The sequence below is a fragment of the Micromonospora sp. NPDC126480 genome, assembly GCF_040302465.1.
GTDB lineage: Bacteria > Actinomycetota > Actinomycetes > Mycobacteriales > Micromonosporaceae > Micromonospora.
Genome location: NZ_JBEORU010000009.1, coordinates 132467 through 152580, shown reverse-complemented (window position 1 = coordinate 152580; position 20114 = coordinate 132467). Strand labels below are relative to the sequence as shown.

At 73.1% G+C, this 20114-nt stretch carries 16 protein-coding genes; 6 read left to right on the top strand and 10 right to left on the bottom strand.

Annotated elements, in window-relative coordinates; translation table 11 throughout:
* The first annotated feature begins 41 nt into the window (after positions 1-41).
* From ABTW87_RS11300 to hutH, 6 genes are read left to right on the top strand one after another with little or no spacing between them, the layout of a single operon-like run.
* Positions 42-893, top strand: a complete 852-nt coding sequence (locus ABTW87_RS11300) for a MurR/RpiR family transcriptional regulator (RefSeq protein ID WP_350650687.1) — start codon at positions 42-44, stop codon at positions 891-893.
* A gap of 11 nt (positions 894-904) precedes the next feature.
* On the top strand, positions 905-2581 hold the full coding sequence (hutU, locus tag ABTW87_RS11295; protein ID WP_350650686.1) for a urocanate hydratase: 1677 nt from the start codon (positions 905-907) through the stop codon (positions 2579-2581).
* 11 nt (positions 2582-2592) lie between these two features.
* Positions 2593-3813 (top strand): allantoate amidohydrolase, encoded by a 1221-nt coding sequence (locus tag ABTW87_RS11290; RefSeq protein WP_350650685.1) that lies wholly within the window; start codon positions 2593-2595, stop codon positions 3811-3813.
* Between the two features lie 46 nt (positions 3814-3859).
* Positions 3860-5218 carry a formimidoylglutamate deiminase gene (locus ABTW87_RS11285; protein ID WP_350650684.1) on the top strand — a complete coding sequence of 453 codons (1359 nt, stop codon included), beginning with the start codon at positions 3860-3862 and terminating at the stop codon, positions 5216-5218.
* Complete coding sequence (gene hutI, locus ABTW87_RS11280; RefSeq protein ID WP_350650683.1) at positions 5215-6417, top strand: imidazolonepropionase; 1203 nt, start codon at positions 5215-5217, stop codon at positions 6415-6417. The genes ABTW87_RS11285 and hutI overlap by 4 nt, the downstream gene beginning before the upstream one ends.
* Positions 6414-7949, top strand: coding sequence for a histidine ammonia-lyase (gene hutH / locus ABTW87_RS11275; protein ID WP_350650682.1), 1536 nt, complete (start codon positions 6414-6416; stop codon positions 7947-7949). Before hutI ends, hutH begins: the two co-directional genes overlap by 4 nt.
* Before the next feature lie 43 nt (positions 7950-7992).
* On the opposite strand, the gene ABTW87_RS11270 is transcribed toward hutH, so the two are convergent.
* The 10 genes from ABTW87_RS11270 to ABTW87_RS11225 form a co-directional block, all read right to left on the bottom strand.
* Entirely contained in the window at positions 7993-9357 is a 1365-nt protein-coding gene (locus ABTW87_RS11270; RefSeq protein ID WP_350650681.1) for a lipopolysaccharide biosynthesis protein, read from the bottom strand.
* Between the two features lie 31 nt (positions 9358-9388).
* Positions 9389-10345 carry a hypothetical protein gene (locus ABTW87_RS11265; protein ID WP_350650680.1) on the bottom strand — a complete coding sequence of 319 codons (957 nt, stop codon included), beginning with the start codon at positions 10343-10345 and terminating at the stop codon, positions 9389-9391.
* On the bottom strand, positions 10342-11766 hold the full coding sequence (locus ABTW87_RS11260) for an O-antigen ligase family protein (protein WP_350650679.1): 1425 nt from the start codon (positions 11764-11766) through the stop codon (positions 10342-10344). Before ABTW87_RS11260 ends, ABTW87_RS11265 begins: the two co-directional genes overlap by 4 nt.
* Before the next feature lie 238 nt (positions 11767-12004).
* The gene (locus ABTW87_RS11255) at positions 12005-14065 is read right to left on the bottom strand and encodes an acyltransferase family protein (protein ID WP_350650678.1); all 2061 of its coding nucleotides are present in this window, start codon (positions 14063-14065) and stop codon (positions 12005-12007) included.
* Positions 14066-14183: 118 nt separating this feature from the next.
* Positions 14184-15449: an alginate lyase family protein gene (locus ABTW87_RS11250; RefSeq protein ID WP_350650677.1), complete on the bottom strand. Its 1266-nt coding sequence runs from the start codon at positions 15447-15449 to the stop codon at positions 14184-14186.
* A gap of 130 nt (positions 15450-15579) precedes the next feature.
* The gene (gene rdgB, locus ABTW87_RS11245) at positions 15580-16200 is read right to left on the bottom strand and encodes an RdgB/HAM1 family non-canonical purine NTP pyrophosphatase (RefSeq protein WP_350650676.1); all 621 of its coding nucleotides are present in this window, start codon (positions 16198-16200) and stop codon (positions 15580-15582) included.
* Complete coding sequence (gene rph, locus ABTW87_RS11240; protein WP_350650675.1) at positions 16197-16922, bottom strand: ribonuclease PH; 726 nt, start codon at positions 16920-16922, stop codon at positions 16197-16199. Before rph ends, rdgB begins: the two co-directional genes overlap by 4 nt.
* Entirely contained in the window at positions 16871-18124 is a 1254-nt protein-coding gene (locus tag ABTW87_RS11235; protein ID WP_502891567.1) for a glycosyltransferase, read from the bottom strand. The genes rph and ABTW87_RS11235 overlap by 52 nt, the downstream gene beginning before the upstream one ends.
* Positions 18121-19263 carry a glycosyltransferase family 4 protein gene (locus ABTW87_RS11230; RefSeq protein WP_350650674.1) on the bottom strand — a complete coding sequence of 381 codons (1143 nt, stop codon included), beginning with the start codon at positions 19261-19263 and terminating at the stop codon, positions 18121-18123. The genes ABTW87_RS11235 and ABTW87_RS11230 overlap by 4 nt, the downstream gene beginning before the upstream one ends.
* A gap of 89 nt (positions 19264-19352) precedes the next feature.
* Positions 19353-20099 carry an MBL fold metallo-hydrolase gene (locus ABTW87_RS11225; RefSeq protein ID WP_350650673.1) on the bottom strand — a complete coding sequence of 249 codons (747 nt, stop codon included), beginning with the start codon at positions 20097-20099 and terminating at the stop codon, positions 19353-19355.
* Between the last annotated feature and the right edge of the window lie 15 nt (positions 20100-20114).

Here is a 20114-nt window from a genome sequence, read left to right as displayed (position 1 = left end):
ACCGGTTGCTTCGTGAAAGTTTTCATGCATAGAGTCATGACATGAATGACGGAACTGTCGCGGCACCCGCTGACCGGGTGCTGGGCCTGTTCCAGGGGGTCCGGCTCACCCCCACCCAGCGGCGCATCGCGCACTGCCTCGTCCAGCACGGGCCGACCGTCGCGTACCTGTCGGCGGCCGAGGTGGCCGAGCTGGCCGGAGTGAGCCAGCCGTCGGTCACCCGGTTCGCGATCGCGCTCGGCCACGACGGCTACCCCGCCCTGCGCCGCCGCCTGCGCGAGCTGACCGCCACCGCGCCGGGCGGCCGGCCCGACGTGGGCAACGAACTGCAGCAGGCGGTACGCGCCGAGATCGGCAACCTGGACCGGCTCGCCGACCGGCTCGCCGACCGGGAGCGGATCGCGGACACCGGCAAGCTGCTCGCGGCCAGCCGCCCGCTGCCGGTGCTCGGCCTGCGGGCCGCCGCGCCGCTGGCCGCGTACTTCGCGTACTTCGCCGCGAAGGTGCACCCGGACGTGCGGGTCCTCGACGACGGCGGCAGCCTGCTCACCGACCGCCTCGAACAGGCGGCCCAGGCCGGCGCGAGCGCGCTGCTCGCGTTCGTGCTGCCCCGCTACCCCCGGGAGACCCTGGACGCCCTGCGCGAGGCCCGCGACGCGGGCCTGACCGTCGTGGCCATCACCGACTCGCCGGTCAGCCCGGCCGGCGAGCTCGCCGACGTGGTGCTGCCCGCCGCCGTCGGCGCGCAGCTCGTGTTCGACCTGCACACCGCCCCGATGACCCTGGCCATGGTGCTGCTCCAGGCGATCTGCGACGCCGCGCCCGCCGAGACCCAACGCCGGCTCGAGGCGTTCGAAGCCTCCGCCGCCCGTCGTCAGTTGTTCCTCGGTTAGGAGGAGAGTCCGTGACGCAGCCCAATCAAGCAGTCCGCGGCGCCGGGCCGGTCCGGGCCGCACGCGGCCCGGAGCGCACCGCCCGTGGCTGGCCGCAGGAGGCCGCCCTGCGGATGTTGATGAACAACCTCGACCCGGAGGTGGCCGAGCGCCCAGAGGACCTGGTGGTCTACGGCGGCACCGGGAAGGCGGCACGCGACTGGCCGTCGTACCACGCCCTGGTGCGGACGCTGACCGACCTGCGCGACGACGAGACGATGCTTGTGCAGTCCGGCCGCCCGGTCGGGGTCCTGCGGACCCACGAGTGGGCGCCCCGGGTGCTGCTGGCCAACTCGAACCTGGTCGGCGACTGGGCGACCTGGCCGGAGTTCCGCCGCCTCGAGCAGCTCGGACTGACCATGTACGGGCAGATGACCGCCGGCTCCTGGATCTACATCGGCACCCAGGGCATCCTCCAGGGCACGTACGAGACCTTCGCGGCGGTCGCCGCGAAGCGCTTCGGGGGCTCGCTGGCCGGCACGCTGACCCTCACCGGCGGCTGCGGCGGGATGGGCGGGGCGCAGCCCCTCGCCGTCACCATGAACGGCGGCGCCTGCCTGATCGTGGACGTGGACCGCTCCCGGCTCGATCGCCGGGTACACGACCGCTACCTGGACGAGGTCGCCGACTCCCTCGACGACGCGGTGCGGCGGGTGCTCGCCGCGAAGCGCGACCGGCGGGCGCTGAGCGTCGGCGTGGTCGGCAACGCCGCGACGGTCTTCCCCGAACTGCTGGCCCGCGGCGTCGAGATCGACATCGTCACCGACCAGACCAGCGCGCACGACCCGCTGTCGTACCTGCCGGAGGGGGTCGAGCTGGCCGACGCGCGGGACTACGCCGCGGCGAAGCCGGCCGAGTTCACCGACCGGGCCCGCGCGTCGATGGCGAAGCACGTCGAGGCGATGGTCGGCTTCCTCGACGCGGGCGCGGAGGTCTTCGACTACGGCAACTCGATCCGCGGCGAGGCGAAGCTGGGCGGATACGAGCGCGCCTTCGACTTCCCCGGCTTCGTCCCCGCGTACATCCGGCCGCTGTTCTGCGAGGGCAAGGGCCCGTTCCGCTGGGCGGCGCTCTCCGGCGACCCGGCCGACATCGCCGCCACCGACCGGGCGATCCTCGACCTGTTCCCGGAGAACGAGTCGCTGGCCCGGTGGATCCGGATGGCCGGCGAGCGGGTCGCGTTCCAGGGCCTGCCGGCGCGGATCTGCTGGCTCGGGTACGGCGAGCGGGACGCCGCAGGCGTCCGGTTCAACGAGATGGTCGCCTCCGGTGAGCTGTCCGCCCCGGTGGTGATCGGCCGGGACCACCTGGACTGCGGCAGCGTCGCCAGCCCCTACCGGGAGACCGAGGCGATGGCCGACGGCTCCGACGCGATCGCCGACTGGCCGCTGCTCAACGCGCTTGTCAACACCGCGAGCGGGGCCTCCTGGGTGTCCATCCACCACGGCGGCGGCGTCGGCATCGGCCGGTCCATCCACGCCGGCCAGGTCTGCGTCGCCGACGGCAGCGCGCTGGCCGGGCAGAAGATCGAGCGGGTGCTCACCAACGACCCGGCGATGGGCGTGATCCGCCACGTCGACGCCGGTTACGACGCCGCCCGCGACGTCGCCGAGCGCACAAACGTCCGCGTCCCGATGACCGAGGCGTAAGGAAGGGCCCCTTGTTAACGCATCCGGTAGAGGAAGGGTCCCCTCTTAACAGGTTCCGGGCCCTGTGGAACGAGATCGCCCCGATCGGCCGGGACGGACGCAGTGGCGGCTACCTGCGCTACGCGCTCACCGAACCGGAGCTGGAACTGCGGTCGTGGTTCCGCGCCCAGGCCGACCGGCGCGACATGCCGGTGACCGACGACGGCAACGGCAACCTGTTCGCCTGGTGGGGCGACCCGACGGCCGGCGACGCGGTGCTGACCGGCAGCCACTTCGACTCCGTGCCGCACGGCGGGGCGTACGACGGGCCGCTCGGCATCGTCAGCGCCTTCCTCGCGGTGGACGAGCTGCGCGCGGCGGGCGTCGCGCCGGTCCGGCCGCTCGCGGTGGCGGCGTTCGTCGAGGAGGAGGGTGCCCGGTTCGGCGTACCGTGCCTGGGGTCGCGGCTGCTCACCGGCGCGCTCGACGTCGACCGCGCGGCCGGGCTGCGTGACGTGAACGGCGTGAGCTTCGCCGAGGCGCTGGGTGACCGGCCGGCGGGTGCGCGGCCGGAGCTGCTCGGCCGCTTCGCGGCCTTCGCCGAACTGCACGTCGAGCAGGGTCGCGCGCTTGTCGAGCGGGACGCGCCGGTCGCGGTGGCCAGCGCGATCTGGCCGCACGGCCGCTGGCGGTTCGACTTCACCGGCGAGGGCAACCACGCGGGTACGACCCGGATGGCCGACCGCCGCGACCCGATGCTCACCTACGCGTTCACGGTGCTCGCCGCCAACAAGGAGGCCCGGCTGCGCGGCGCGCACGCCACGGTCGGCCGGGTGGCCGTGGAACCGAACGCCACAAACGCGATCCCGGCGAAGGTGACCGGCTGGCTGGACGCCCGCGCGGCCGAACCGGAGACCCTCGCCGGTCTCGTCGGGGCGGTCCGGGACAAGGCCGCGGAGCGGGCGCGGCGCGACGGTACGGCGGTCACCCTGACCGAGGAGTCGGCGACCCCGCTTGTGGCGTTCGACGGTGGGCTCGCCGACCGGCTCGCCACGCTGCTCGACGCCCCCGTGCTGCCCACCGGGGCGGGCCACGACGCCGGGGTGCTGGCCGGACACCTGCCCACCGCGATGCTCTTCGTGCGCAACCCGACCGGGGTGTCGCACTCCCCCGCCGAGTCGGCGACCGACGAGGACTGCGCAGCCGGGGTGACCGCGCTTGCCCGGGTGCTGGAGGAGCTGACATGCCGGTGACCCGGCGCTCCGAGCGGACGGCGCCGTTCCCGGGGACGCTGTCAGCATGACCGCGACCCGCTGGCTCGCCGAGTACGCCTGGCTGCCCGACCACGCCGAACCGACCCCCGACGTGCTGATCGAGACGCAGGACGGCCGGATCACGGCCGTCACGCCGCTGGTCGGCGGATCCGCCCCCGCCGCCGGGGTGGAGGTGCTGCACGACGCCGTACGCCTGCCGGGGCTCACCCTGCCCGGGCTCGCCAACGCCCACTCGCACGCCTTCCACCGGGCGCTGCGTGGCCGCACCCACGATGGGCGCGGCGACTTCTGGACCTGGCGCGACCGGATGTACGAGGTCGCGGCGCGGCTGGACCCGGACAGTTACCTCGCGCTCGCCCGCGCCGCGTACGCCGAGATGGCGCTGGCCGGGATCACCTGCGTCGGCGAGTTCCACTACCTGCACCACGGCCCGGGCGGCATCCCGTACGCCGACCCGAACGCCATGGGCGCGGCACTGGTCGAGGCGGCCGCGCACGCCGGCATCCGGATCACCCTGCTGGACACCTGCTACCTGACCGCCACGGTGGACGGCGAGCCGCTGGTCGGGCCGCAGACCCGGTTCGGTGACGGCGACGCGCTGCGCTGGGCCGAGCGGGTGGACGGGTTCGCGCCGGACGACACGCACGCGCGGGTCGGCGCGGCGATCCACTCGGTCCGCGCGGTGCCGGCCGGGCAGTTGGCCACGGTCGCCGGCTGGGCGGACCGCCGGGGCGTACCGCTGCACGTCCACCTCTCCGAGCAGCCGGCCGAGAACGACGCCTGCCGGGCCGCGCACGGCTGCACCCCGACCCGCCTGCTGGCCGACCGGGGGGTCCTCGGCCGGCACACCACCGCCGTCCACGCCACCCACCCGACCGGCGCCGACGTGACGCTGCTCGGCGACAGCCGCACCGGCGTCTGCCTCTGCCCCACCACCGAACGGGACCTTGCCGACGGGATCGGGCCGGCGCGCCGGTTGGCCGAGGCGGGCAGCCCGCTCAGCCTGGGCAGCGACAGCCACGCCGTGGTCGACCTGTTCGAGGAGGCGCGGGCGGTGGAGCTGGACGAGCGGCTGCGTACCCGCCGCCGGGGCCACTTCGCCCCCGACGAGCTGGTCACCGCCGCCACCGTCGCCGGGCACGCCGCGCTCGGCTGGGGCGACGCGGGCCGGCTCTCCGTCGGTGACCGGGCCGACCTGGTGACCGTACGGCTGGACGGTGTCCGGACCGCCGGCGTACCCGCGGTCGGCGCCTTCTTCGCGGCCACCGCGGCGGACGTCACCCAGGTCGTGGTGGACGGCCGGGTCGTGGTGCGCGACGGCCGGCACCTCACCGTCGACGTGCCGGCCGAGCTGCACGACGCCGTCAAGGAGGTCACCTCATGACGGGCAGCCTGCTTGTCGACAACATCGGGGAGCTGGTGACCAACGCCCCGGACGGACCGGGAGCCCTGGGCGTGCGGCGGAACGCCGCGCTGCTGGTCGAGGACGGGCTGGTGGCCTGGGTCGGGCCGGCCCGGGACGCGCCGGCCGCCGACCGGCGGATCGACGCCGGTCAGGCGGCGGTGCTGCCCGGCTTCGTGGACAGCCACGCCCACCTGGTGTTCGCCGGGGACCGGGCCGCCGAGTTCGCCGCCCGGATGGCCGGCGAGCCGTACACCGGCGGCGGCATCCGGACCACCGTCGGCGCGACCCGAGCCGCCTCCGACGACGAGCTGCGCGACACCGTGCGCCGGCTGCGCGGCGAGGCGCTGCGGCAGGGCACCACCACGATCGAGATCAAGAGCGGGTACGGCCTCACCGTCGCCGACGAGGCCCGCTCGCTGCGGATCGCCGGCGAGTTCAGCGAGGACACCACGTTCCTCGGGGCGCACGTCGTTCCCGGCGAGTACGCCGACCGGCCCGACGACTACGTGGGCCTGGTCTGCGGGCCGATGCTCGCCGCGGCCGCGCCGTACGCCCGCTGGATCGACGTGTTCTGCGAGCGGGGCGCCTTCGACGTCGACCACGCACGGGCGATCCTGGCCTGCGGGCAGGCGGTCGGGCTGGGCGTGCGGGTGCACGCCAATCAGCTCGGTCCCGGCCCCGGCGTGCGGCTCGGCGTGGAGCTGGGTGCGGCAAGCGTCGACCACTGCACGCACCTGACCGACGCCGACGTCGACGCGCTGGCGGCCACCCGGGTCGACTGCATGTGCGCCGAGGGCGGCCACACCGCGACGGTGGCCACGCTGCTGCCCGGCGCGGAGTTCTCCACCCGGTCGCCGTACCCGGACGCGCGTCGGCTGCTCGACGCGGGCGTGACCGTGGCGCTGGCCACGGACTGCAACCCCGGGTCGTCGTACACGTCGTCGATGCCGTTCTGCGTCGCGCTGGCCGTACGCGAGATGCGGATGACCCCGGCGGAGGCCGTGTGGGCCGCGACCGCCGGCGGTGCCGCGGCGCTGCGCCGCACCGACGTGGGGCGGCTGACGCCGGGCGCGCGCGCCGACCTGATGATCCTCGACGCGCCGTCCCACCTGCACCTGGCCTACCGGCCGGGGGTTCCACTGATCCGCCAGGTCCTGCACAACGGAGTACCGCAATGACCGTAGTAATCCAGCCCACCGGGATCTCCGCCGCCGACGTGCCCGCCGTGGCCCGCGGCAGCGCCAAGGTCGTCATCGACCCGGCCGCGATCGAGACGATGGCCACCAGCCGGTCCATCGTGGACGGCATCGAGGCCGCGGGCCGCCCGGTCTACGGCGTCAGCACCGGCTTCGGCGCCCTCGCGAACACGTTCGTGGCCCCCGAGCGGCGCGCCGAACTCCAGCACGCGTTGATCCGCTCGCACGCCGCCGGCGTGGGCGCCCCGATGCCGCGCGAGGTGGTCCGGGCGATGATGCTGCTGCGCGTACGCTCCCTGGCCCTCGGCCGGTCCGGGGTCCGGCCGCTGGTCGCGGAGGCGCTTGTGGACCTGCTCAACCACGACGTGACCCCGTGGGTGCCCGAGCACGGCTCGCTGGGCGCCTCCGGTGACCTGGCGCCGCTGGCGCACTGCGCGATGGTGCTGCTGGGCGAGGGTTGGGTGCTCGGGCCGGCCGGTGAGCGGGTCCCGGCCGCCGAGGCGCTGCGCCGGGCCGGGCTCGCGCCGGTCGAGCTGGCCGCCAAGGAAGGGCTCGCGCTGATCAACGGCACCGACGGCATGCTCGGCATGCTGCTGCTGGCCGCGGACGACGCCGCGCACCTGTTCGCGATGGCCGACGTCACCGCCGCCCTGGCCATCGAGGCGATGCTCGGGTCGGAGCGCCCGTTCCTCCCCGAGTTGCACGCGATCCGTCCGCACCCCGGCCAGTCCGCCTCGGCGGCGAACATCCACCGGCTGCTGCAGAACTCGGCGGTGATGGACTCGCACCGCGACGACCTGGCGCACGCGGTGCAGGACGCGTACTCGATGCGGTGCGCGCCGCAGGTTGCCGGCGCGGCCCGGGACACCCTGGACTTCGTCCGCCAGGTGGCCGGCCGGGAGCTGGTCTCGGTGGTCGACAACCCGGTGGTGCTGCCCGACGGCCGGGTCGAGTCGACCGGCAACTTCCACGGCGCGCCCCTGGGCTTCGCCGCCGACTTTTTGGCCGTCGCCGCCGCCGAGGTCGGGGCGATCGCCGAGCGGCGGGTCGACCGGCTGCTCGACGTGACCCGGTCCCGCGACCTGCCGGCGTTCCTCTCCCCCGATGCCGGGGTCAACTCCGGGCTGATGATCGCCCAGTACACGGCGGCGGGCATCGTCGCGGAGAACCGCCGCCTCGCCGCGCCCGCCTCGGTGGACTCGCTGCCCACGAGCGGCATGCAGGAGGACCACGTGTCGATGGGCTGGGCGGCGACGAAGAAGCTGCGCACCGTCCTGGACAACCTGACCAGCCTGCTCGCGGTGGAGCTGCTCGCCGCGGTGCGCGGGCTCCAGCTGCGGGCGCCGCTCACCCCGTCCCCGGCCGGCCGGGCGGCCATCGCCGCGCTGGGCGGGGCCGCCGGCGAGCCGGGTCCGGACGTCTTCCTCGCCCCGGTGCTGGAGGCCGCCCGCGCGGTGGTCGCCGGCCCCGACCTGCGGGCCGCAATCGAGCGCGAGGTCGGCCCGCTGGCCTGACCGGTGGTGGCCCGGAGGGGCCGGCCCGTCCGCTCCCGCTGACTCAGCCTCCCGCGAACGTCCGCCGGATCTCCGCCCAGGACGGCAGTGCCGCACCGGCCACGACCCTCCGCCTCACCGTGGACCAGAACAGGAGCAGCAGGATCGCCTCGGACAGCACCGTCGCCCAGGCGGCGCCGGCGACGCCGAACAGGGGGATCGCGGTGGCGAGCGCGGCGAGGTACGCGGCCGCGCCCAGCGCCTGGTACCGCACCTTCTGCCGCACCAGCCCGCTACTGGTCAGCAGCGACTCGACGCTGGCCGCGCCGAAGCGGAGGGGGATCGCGAGCGCGAGGACGGCCATCACCGGGACCGAGGTGCGGTACTCCGCACCGAAGACCAACGGAATGGCGTACCGGCCGACGATCGCGACCAGTACGCCGATCAGCAGCCCGAGACCTATCATCCCGATCGTGCCAGCCCGGTACGCGATGAGCACGGCGGCACGGTTGGATCGGGACCAGCGGTGCAGCTTCGCCAAGAAGTACTGCTGGTAGACGATGCGTGGCAGGAGGTAGATCGCGGTCAACAGCGTCATCGGCACCGCCAGTACGGCCGCGGCCTCCGTGCTCAGGAACTCGGCGGACGCGACGACGCCGAGGTTCATGCCCAGCTGGTAGAAAAGGCTGCCGAGCAGGAACAGGCCGGTACCGGTGACGAGTTCCTTTGCCCGCGGCGGGGGCGCCGGACGTGGCAGCGCCGTCCCGTGGCCCTCCAGGGCCGCCCGGCCATGCCACAACGGCGCGATCACCAGCGCACCCATGACCACCGTCACGGTCGCCACCAGGGCGTAGCCCAGCGCCGCCATCAGCGCCGACAGCCCGAACAGGCCAGTCAGCAGGGCCACGACGAGTCGACCGACCTGCGGCGCCAGCTGCAGCGTCGAAAGTTTCCCGTAGGCGCCCTGAAGTTGCAGAGCGGCACCGGACAGAGCCATGGCGACGAGCGCCAGAACGACCGGGGCGAGCGCGATCCGTAGGCCACCGCTCACGGAATCGTCCCGTTCGACCAGCCCCCAGACGACGAGCGCGGCCACCAGCAGGCCGGAGCTGACCATGACCAGGACGATGGACGGCCGCACCCAGCGGAACGCTTCGGGCCCTTCGCGTCCGAAACACTGCAACCAGAAGTCGGCGACCCCGAAGATCGCCAGCGGTGCCGCCAGGGTCACCAGCGAGATGACCGACATGAACGCGCCGAACTCGGCCTGCGGCAAACTACGGGCGAGCAGCACCTGCGTGGCAAAGGCGATCACGGTGACACCCGCCTGGCTGGCGGCGAGCATTCCCAGCTGCCGGAGCCGCCGCGCCATCCCGCCGCCGGACCGGGCCGCCGGCCGCGTGCCGGTGGGCGGCTCGACTCCGATCACCGGACGCCGCCGCCGGTGCACGGTGCGCACGTCATCGGGCCGCTCCGGCCGACATGTGCGATCTCAGCGCCGCCAGCTCGACCTCTGTCCGGTCCAGCCAGGCCCGGCGCGCTGCCGCGAGCCGCCCCGCCATTCCGGCATCCTCCTCGAGCGCCTTCCGAACCCCGGCCGCCAAGGTGTCGGCCCGGTTGTCGACGAGCGTGGCGAAACTCCCGAACAGGGCCTCGGTCGTGCGCGTGTGGGAGAGGACCAGCGGACGCCCCGCGCTCAGGGCCTCGCACGCGCCGCTCGGCTGAGTGGCCTCCCGGGTGGTCAGCACGACGACGGCGCGCGCCGCGGCGACGGTCGCTTCGTAGTCGGGCAGGTCGAGGAAACCGAAGGTGGTGAGGTTGGGAAGGCGTTCGGCGCGCTCGCGCAGCGGCGCGGACAGCCGGTGCAGGGGCGCGGTGGTCGCGAAGGTCACCTCGGGCAGCGCCTCGATCGCGTCGAACAGGACCTCCATCGGCTCGTCCGGCGCGGCGGTGGCGACGACGAACACCCAGTCGCGCGGTGGCGCCGGCGGGATCTCCCGGAGCGGGTCGTGCACGACCAGGGTGCGCAGGCCCGGAAACACGTCGTGGGCGATCTCGTCGGCCTCCCTGGTGTGGGTCAGGACCAGTCGGGCCCCGCGCAGGATCGCTTCGGTGCCGGGCACCTTGCGCCACCACGACTGGAACTGCCCGTTGTGCGCGTCGACGACGTACGGAACCCGGGCGAGGTTCGGCGCCAGGGCGGGCAGGTGCGGCTGGGCCTGGACGACCACGAACGGCGGCCGGCGGGCCCGGAGCAGCTTCAGATCCTCCGTGGCGTGCGCAAAGTAGTCGTAGGGACGGAGGAGCTTTCCGGACGCCCGGTGCGGACGCCACACAATCTCGGCACCAAGCGCCTCGGCGAGCACGTCGGAACGACGCTGGTAACGCTTCCAGGAAATGAACAACGGCCTGCTCATTTGTGCTCACCAACCGTTTCGGTTGCCGTAACGGCCGGCGTGTCCATCCGGGGAAAGGACACGACGATCAACATTACGCAGAGGAAGAACAACCACATGAAGTACGAGTAGGACGTCGGCTTCTGGGTGAGGGCGGCAACCCCCAGCAGGACGTACAGCAGCGTCAGCAGCCAACGCGCCTCGACGGCCACCACACGCCTCGTCACCCGCCAGAGGTTGACGAAGATCAGGGCCATCAGGGCGACCCCGAACAGCCCCCAGACCACGAAGATCCGTAGCGGATCGCTGTGCGTGTTCCACGGCTCGTAGCCGAGCCCGAAGAGCCAGATGTCCGGTGTGGCGTCCTGCCACGCCTCCGCTATGCGGAACCAGATCTGCCCTCGACCGTGCAGGAACTGGTCGTTGGTCGGATTCAGTGAACCGACCCGGGTGGCGACGTAGAGCACCCGGTCGAGCACGAACGACCCCCATCGGACCGCGGCGAAGAGCACCAGCGCGAGAAGGCCGACCGCCCCCCAAACGGCGGTACGGAACGGCAGGTTGGAAATCGTTTCGACGAGCTCGGGGAGCCGGCGCGCCTCGAACGCCACGATCACGATCGCGATGCTGACGACGGTCATCCGGTGGGTGCTGACGACCGCCGTGGCGACCATGATGGCGAGGAGAAGGTAGCGGACCGACGTCCTGAGTCGCAGCCGGTCACCGGCGGCGTAGAGGATGAACACCGCGAAAATGAGCAGGCGGCCCAGAGACGCCGGGTGGAAGTAGCCGCCCGACGCCCGCCCGATCTTGCCGGTCGGCTCGTTGAAGAAGTACGTGTACGGCACGACACCGGCGACCTGCAGCCAGGCGACGACGCAGTGCGCGACGGCGCCGAGGACCACCAACAGGAGGATCCAACGCAGCCGGCTGGTGGAGAACCAGGCCGGTTTGACGAACAGGACCGCCAGCAACGCCAGCGGAGCGAACCCGACGGCGAGTTGCGCGGCCTGCGTGACGACCCCGTTCTCCGGCCGGATGTACGGCCCGAAGATCTGGTCCACGTTGGCGGTGGTGAAGACCTCCAGGAAGTTTTCCCGGCCAGGTACGGCGAGCAGGCCGAAGACGGAGAACAGGCCGAGGAGGATCAGCGCTACGAGCCCCGGGGCCAACGGCTTCGGAAGTCGCCTCGATACCACGGCGACCGCGACGTACGAGCCCACCATGAGAAGGGCCCCGATCGCCGTCGCCACCATGCCGGAGTCCACGGTGTCCTCGGGGACCTTCTTGCCGAACAGGTCGAAGAACGGTTTCACGCCGATCAGCGCGAGGGCGAGGATCGCCATGAACTCTGCAGCCGACGACCATCGGGAGCGACCGGCCGGCTCGCCACCGGAGAGACGGTGCCCGGCGCGGGCGGAGAACGATGCGGTGTCACTCATCAGGCGTCGGCCATCATGCAGTACCCAGGCCGCCGAATTCTGAGGCAATTGTCCATTTCACGATCTCCTCGCGCTACTTCTCGGGGCACTATACGGGAAGGTCAGAACGACCGACGGCCCTCTCAGCCAGCCGGTGATCATGCAGTGGGCCGCGGATTCTGGCGCAGCAACGCCACCGTCACACAGGCGACTTCGAGAACCCTTTCGGCCCGAATCGCGCGCCCGTTGACGGCGGAAGTCAAGACTCGCGGGCGGCGGCGACTCGCTCGACGAGATGCGGACCGAGGGTTCGCGCGTAGGACGCGGTGATGTGATGGGAGTCCCGGTAGACGATCACGTTGCCGATCACCAGCGGACACCGGGTCTCGGTGCAGTACAGGTCGCTGAGGTCCACCGCGCGAACCCGGCCCTCGGTACGCCGCGCGGCCTCCTGTAGCGCGTCACGGATACCGAGGCCGACCTTGCGGTCGACAGCGCAGCGGGTGGAATCCCCGCCATTGGCGGCATCGTCGACAAGGCAGCCCAGGTCGTCCTCACCGAGCCGCGGGTTGTCCACCACCACGACGATGCTGGTCCCCCGCGCCAGCACCGGCTGCCACGCCTCCAGGTACGCGCGGATCTGCCCCTCCGCCGTTCGCCGGTCCCCGCTGGCGTTGCGCCGCCCGCTGACGATCACGAGGTCGTACCGGGGGTCGCCGCCCAGCCGCTGCATCATGGCGTGTCGCCGCGCGTAGCACGGGTCAGCCTCGTCACCGGCGTCCACCTTCGCCCAGATGCACCCGCGGGCGACGTACGTGTCGACGGCCCAGTTGCGGGTGTCGAGGTGCCCCTCGATCGCCGGAATGAGCATCGCCGCGTGCGAATCACCGACGAGCGCGACCCGCGTTGCGTCGGGCCGTTGAGAGCCGATTCGGCAGGAGGTCAACTGGGCCCCCGGCTGCTGGTCGTAGCAGCGGTACGCGAAGCCGGTGTCCTTGGTCAACATCGACATCTCGGGGAACACCTCGCCACCGAGGCCGCCCTCCGGGCAGCGTGCGGCGGACAACCGGGCGTCCGCCCCGAGGCAGGGCCTGCCGACGGCCAGCAACTGCTCGAAGCGCGAACTGGTCGCCTGGTTGCTCTGCTCGATCTGCCGGTTTCCGAGCACGACGACGGACATGACCATCACCATCGACACGGCGGCAGCGGCGTACTGCGGCCACAGCCGGCGCGCACCGGCGAACGCGCGGAACCGGACCGGGTCCTCCACGAGGCGCTTGGTCAGCGCTGCCAGCACGATGACGCCGGCGATGACGGCGAGCTTCACCGGCCATCGCATCACGTCACCGGTAGCCAAGCCGAAGACCACGATGGGCGGCCAGTGCCAGAGGTAGACGGAGTACGACCAGTCACCGAGCCGCTGCACCGGCGCGAGTCCCATCCACCCCGACGGTGCCCACCGCAGATCGGGAGCGCCTGCCCAGATGGCGCAGAGCGTGCCGACGACCGGCAGCGCCGCCGCGTAGCCGGGGAACGGGGTGCCGGCGCTGAGGACGAACGCCGCCACGCCGATCAGCAGCAGTCCCAGCCAGGAGACGGCGGCTCGGGTGCGGTCGCCGGCTGCGCGACCGAACATCGGCAGCGTCGCCAGCAGGGCCCCCGCCCCGAACTCCCAGGCCCGGGTCGGCGTGACGAAGTAGGCGGCGGCGCTGTTCGCCGACGTCTGGTAGACCGAGTACACGAACGAGGCCAGTACCAGGACGGCCAGCGTGGCGCGGATCGCGGGCATCGGATCCGTCCGCCGGAGCCGGCGCGCGAGGACGACCGCGGCCACGATCAGCAACGGCCAGACCAGGTAGAACTGCTCCTCCACGGAGAGCGACCAGTAGTGCTGCACCGGAGACCGGACGTTCTCCGCAGCCAAGTAGTCGACGGCGTCGTGGGCCAACTGCCAGTTCTCGACGTAGAGCGTCGCCGCCGCTATCTCGCGGAGGATCTGCGGCCAGTAGAGCTGCGGCACCCAGACGAAGACGGCCGCCGCGGTCGCGACGAGTACGAGCAGGGAGGCCGGTAGCAGACGGCGGATCCGGCGGGCCCAGAAGATGCCGAGGCGTACCGAGCCCGACGTCTGCACCTCCCGAACCAGGTGCGCGGTGATGAGGAAACCGCTGATGACGAAGAAGACGTCGACGCCGACATATCCGCCCGGGATGCGGTGCGGCCAGAAGTGGAACAGCAGCACCAGCAGCACCGCGAGCGCCCGAAGTGCCTGGATCTCGGGCCGCAAAGCGCCGCGGGGCGTGTCCCTGGAGACGTTCACTGATCCTCGCTACGGCCGTGCGGAAGGGGTCTGCGACCGCTGCGACCGCAGCGGCATGGCGGCGGTGAGCGTACCGAATCGATCTTCCATACGACGTCCCGTGCCGGCGACGGTCGGCTCAGCGCGGGTTCGCGGCGTGCGTCAGGGTCTCCCAGGCGTAGAAGAAGGCCGGCCCCGCCGGCCGGTTCGCCTTGATCACCTGCTCGGTCCTCGGGAGGGGCTGTCCCACCCGCGTCACGTAGTGGTTGTAGGCGACCTCCGGCATCGGGTGGATACCGAGGGTCAGCTTGCCCCCGCACAGCCACGACGGGACCGGCTCGCCGAGGTCGAAGCCGGCGTGCAGCTCCAGCGCCGCGGTGAGCCGCTCACGGGCCTCGGCGTACAGGTCGAGCCCCTGGATCCAGGCGGTTTCCGCGACGTGCGCCGCGGCTGAAAGGCCCCAGCCGGTGTGGAGGAAATCGCGACAGGTCTCCTGTGCCAGCCCGTCGACGAACCGGGTCTGTCCACTCCACTGCCGTACCAGCTGCTGTGTTGTGTACGTGTCGTCCGGCGACGCCTTGGGGAGCGCTCCGTCGCTGCTCAGGTAGACGTATGACCGGAGCCGGAGGCGCCACGTCTCGACCGCCTTGAGGAACGAGGGACGGTCGTCAAGGAACACCGAGATACCGACCGCCGCGTCCAGCATGATCAGACCCCAGTTGCCCGCCCGGTAGCCCTTGAGCTCGCCCAGCACCAGGGGCAGGAACGCCGTCCGGAACATCTCCTCCGCCCGGGCGAGCCGGTCCGGTGCCCACCCCTGGTAGGTGTGCCTGATCAGCTCGGCCGCCCGGACGAACATCGCCCCCGACCAGCCGGCCTGCAGCGGCGCGTTCGAGTTGGTGTGCCGCTTCAGCGCACCCGACCAGGCGTCCAGGATCTCGACGGACTTCTGGGCGTACCGGCCGTCGCGCGTGAACACCCAGAGCAGTGCGTGGGTGTAGGCCGCGATCGCGTCCTCGGCCTCCCGGGTGCACCCCCGGTCGGGATTCGAGTAGAAGCCGCACTCGACCGTGGCGACAGGCTCGGGACGCCAGGACAGGTCCGCATACCGGCTGCGCACGACCTCGAGCCAGGCCGAGTGCCACGGCTCCTCCCGGGCCCGGACCTTGCCCAGCACGAAATCGAGCTGCGGTGCGCTGACCAGGATGCCGGGATGCACGAAGCCGCTGCGGCCGTCGCGCGTGGTGGGCAGGGGCCCGGCGTCGACCGCCACCGTTTCCCAGGCACCCGTCGCGCCCTCCGCCGGACGGTCGGTCCCCCTCGTGGCCAGGAAGCCGGCGCTGACGACGACCACTGCCACGGCGAGCAACGCGGCGACGGCGCCACGCATCCAGAACCGACTCATCCCGTCCCTTCCACGGCGCCCGACCACGCCGCAGCGGCCGGGCGACTCCACCATTGCCAGCCGGTGCCCCCTGCGATGGTCGCACCCGGCAGGGCAATCCGGCGAACAGGCTCTCGAGCGGACGTATGCTTCAGCCGGCGGCCGGCGGGAGCACCTTCGCGATCAGCTTTGCCAGTTCGCGGAGCGCCTTGCCGCGGTGGCTGACCGCGTCCTTCTCCTCGGGTGTCAGCTCGGCGTTCGTGCGGTCCTGCCCGTCGCCCAGGAAGATCGGATCGTAGCCGAAGCCGCCCTCGCCGCGCGGCGCCCGCAGCAGGCGGCCGGGCTGCCGGCCGTCGACCAGGTGCTCCTTGCCGCCGGGCAGCACCAGGGCCACCGTGCAGACGAACGACGCAGCCCGGTGTTCGTCCGGCACGTCGGCGACCTGGTCGAGCACCAGCTGGAGGTTGGCCCGGTCGTCACCGTGCCTGCCGGCCCACCGGGCGCTGAACACGCCGGGCATGCCGTTGAGGGCGTCGACGGCGAGCCCGGAGTCGTCCGCGACGGTGGGCAGGCCGGTCCGGCGGCACCCCTCCCGCGCCTTGATCAGCGCGTTCTCCCCGAAGGTAAGGCCGGTCTCCGGCAGCTCCGGGTACGCCTCGACGTCGTCGAGGCCGATCAGCGCGATGCGGTGCGCGCCCAGCGCCCCGTCGAGGATGCGCTGCAGCTCGATGAGCTTCTTCCGGTTCCGGGTGGCGAGCAGGACCTTGTTCATGTGAGAGCCTTCCGCTGGGCTTCGGCCAGTTCCACGCAGCCGGCGACGGCCAGGTCGAGCAGGGCGTCGAGCTGCTCGCGGGCGAAGACGCCCGCCTCGCCGGTGCCCTGCACCTCGACGAACTCGCCGGTGCCGGTGCAGACCACGTTCATGTCGACCTCGGCGGCCACGTCCTCGTCGTAGTTGAGGTCCAGCCGTGGCTCGCCGGCGATCACCCCGACGCTGACCGCCGCCACCGAGCGGTGCATCACCTTCTCCGGCTTCCCGGCCAGGGCCTTGCGGGCGGCCAGCCAGCTCACCGCGTCGTGCAGCGCCACGTACGCGCCGGTGATCGCCGCCGTGCGGGTGCCGCCGTCGGCCTGGAGGACGTCGCAGTCGAGCACGATGGAGTTCTCGCCGAGCGCCTTCAGGTCGATCGACGCCCGCAGGCTGCGGCCGATCAGGCGGGAGATCTCGTGTGTCCGGCCACCGACCTTCCCCCGGACGCTCTCCCGGTCCGAGCGGGTGTTCGTGGCGCGCGGCAACATCGCGTACTCGGCGGTCACCCAGCCGAGCCCGGAGCCCTTGCGCCAGCGGGGCACCCCCTCGGTGACGCTCGCGGTGCACAGCACCCGGGTGGCCCCGAACTCCACAAGCACGGAGCCTTCGGGATGGGTACTCCAGCCTCGGGTCAGGGCCACCGGTCGGAGTTGGTCGGGCAGCCGCCCGTCAGGTCGCGCCATGCCTGCACCCTATGTGGTGCCGTGATCGAAGCGCCCCGGGGTGTCCTGACCGGCTCAGGCGGTGCGCCGCACCCGCTCGACCGGCCGAAAGGCAGGGTGTCGTGTGCGCGCAGGAAGCCGGCGGCCGAGGCGGGCCAGCCGAACTCCTCCGCCCGGGCACGGGCCGCCCGGCGGCGCTCCGCCTCGGGGCGGTCGAGCAGCCGGGTCACCGCCGCGGCCAGCGACACCGCCGAGCCGTACGCGGCGAGCCCGGCGGCGCCCACCACCTCGGGCAACGCGCTGGCGGCGTTGACCACGACCGGCGTGCCGCAGGCCAGCGCCTCCAGCCCGGCCAGGCCGAAGGTCTCCACCGGGCCGGGCGCCAGCACCACGTCGGCGCTGGCGAGCAGCGCGGCGACCGCGGCGGGGTCGGGCAGGAATCCGGTGAACGCCACCGGCAGCCCCTCGGCCCGCCGGATCAGGGCCGGTCGCAGCGGACCGTCACCCACCATCACGAGCACCGCCGGCACCCCGCCGTTGCGCAGCTCGACGAGCGCCTCCACGGCCAGCTCCGGTCGCTTCTCGACGGACATCCGGGCGCAGTGCACCAGCAGCACCTCGGTGGGGTCGGCGTACCGCTCGCGCAGGGTCGGGTCGGCCCGTTCCGGCCGGAACGTCGCCAGGTCGACGCCGAGCGGCACCAGCTCGACCGGCACGCCGATCCGGTCGAACTCCTCGGCCGCCCACCGGGTCGTGCACACGATCCGGTCGTACGCCCCGGCGGTCTCCCGGTTGAGCCGGTCGGCGATGCGGCGCCCCAGCACCGCCGGCACCCGCCACTCGCCGAGCAGCCCGGTCAGGGACTCGTGGGACACCATCAGCGACGGCACGCCGTGCGCCCGGGCCCAGTCGCCCGTCCAGCGCAGCGTCGACCGGTCGGAGACCTCGAGCCGGTCCGGCTGCAGCGTGGCCAGCACGCGGGCCAGCCGGGTGCGGTCGGTGAGCACCCGGTACCCGCCGGTCCCCGGCACGCGGGGGCCGGCGAGCGTGATCACCCGCCCCCACGGGTGCCGCTCGTCGGTGTCGCGCGCACCGGGCACGACCAGCACCGGGTCGTGCCCGGCGGCCCGGTACGCCACGCCGAGACTGCGCAGCGCCGTGCGCAGCCCGCCCGAGCGGCCGGTGACGAAGTTGGCCAGCCGGACGATCCGCAGGCCGCTCACGACGCGGTCGGCAGGTCGAGCGCCCCGGCGGACCGGACCGCCCGGTAGTGGCCGATCAACTCGTCGCCGACGGTCGCCCAGCTCCGCCGGCTGACCGCGGCGCGCGCCGCGAGCCCGTACGCCAGCCGGCGCGGCCGGTCGGCGGCGAGGTCCGCCACGGCGCCGGCCAGCGCCGCCGCGTCACCGGCCGGCACCAGCGTCCCGGTCACCCCGGTCTCGACCAGGTCGATCGGGCCACCGGCCGCCGGTGCCACCACCGGTACGCCGCTGGCGAGGGCCTCCTGGAGGGTCTGCCCGAACGTCTCGTGCGGGCCGGTGTGCACGAAGACGTCCAAGCTCGCGTAGAGGCGGGCGAGGTCCGCACCGCGCCGCACGCCGAGGAACGTGGCATCGGGCAGGGCGCGCTCCAGTTGGCGGCGCGCCGGGCCGTCGCCGACCACCACGACCCGCACGCCGGGCAGCCGGGTGGTGGCGTGGAGCAGGTCGACCCGCTTCTCCGGGGCCAGCCGCCCCACGTAGCCGACGAGCAGCTCGCCGCCGGGTGCCAGGGCACGCCGCAGCACCGGGCAGCGGTTGGCGGGGTGGAAGCGCTCGGCGTCGACACCGCGGCGCCAGAGCCAGATGCGCTGCACACCGTTGGCGATGAGGTCCGCGGCGGCCCGGGTGGAGGGCGCGAGCGTACGGCGGGCGGAGTTGTGGATCTCGCGCAGCCGTCGCCAGGCCGCTGCCTCGCCCCAGCCGACCCGGTACGCGCGGGCGTACGAGGCGACGTCGGTCTGGTACACGGCGACGGTCGGCAGCCCGTGCCGCGCGGCCAGTGCCGCGGCCCGTGCACCAAGTACGAACGGGCTGGCCAGGTGGACGACATCGGGGGCGGCCGACAGCAGCGCGTTCGTCAGCCGGGCCGACGTCGGCACACCCAGCCGGAAGCCGTCGTAGCGCGGAAGCGGGACGCTGGGGATCCGGACCACCGGGTACGGGTAGCGGTCCGGCTCGTGCCGGTGGGCACCGGGCGGGGCGGGCGCGATGACCACCGGCTCGTGGCCGCGTGCGACGAGGTGCTCGGCCGCCCGGACCACCGAGTGCGCGACGCCGTTCACGTCCGGCGGGAACGACTCGGTCACGATGGCGATCCGCATGCCCCCACCGTGCGGGTGCCGCGGGTGCGGCGGACGACGGCCTTCTGACCGTCGGGGAAACAGTTCGGCAAGAGCCGGCTACGGCGGGCTCAGATCTCGTAGCTCGCGCCCGGCCGGACCACGTCGAGCGGGCCCGCGTACGCGGCGGCGGCGGACGCGACGGTGTGCGCCTCGCTGCCCCAGGCCGCGATCAGGTGGGTCAGCAGGAGCCGGCCGACGCCCGCCTTGGTGGCCGCCTCGCCGGCCTCCCGGCCGGTCAGGTGCAGGTCCGGCGGGTTCTCCACCCCGTCGAGGTAGCTCGCCTCGCAGAGGAACACGTCGGCGTCCTGAGCCAGCCGGAGCAGGGCGTCGCACGGCGCCGTGTCCGACGAGTAGCAGAGCACCCGGCCGCCGTGCTCCAGCCGGACGCCGTACGTCTCCACCGGGTGGTTGACCCGGTCGACGGTGACGGTCAGCGGGCCGATCGGGAAGGTACCCGGCTCGAGGGCGTAGAACTGGTACACGTCCTCGACGGTCCCGTCCTCCTGCCCGTACGCGGCGGCGAGCCGGTCCGGCGCACCGGACGGGGCGTACACCGGCAGCGGCGGGTACGGGCCTTCGGGGGCGTACCGGCGCGCCACCACGTACAGAGCGGCGTCGAAGATGTGGTCGCAGTGCAGGTGGGTGAGGAGGATGGCGTCCGGGGCGTGCAGCCCCACGTACCGCTGGAGGGTGGACAGCGACCCCGATCCGAAGTCGACCAGGAGCCGGAAACCCTCGGCCTCCACCAGGTACGCCGAACAGGGGGCCTCGGGCCCGGGGAAGCTCCCGGCACAGCCCAGAACGGTCAGTCGCATCGAGTCATCTCGCTG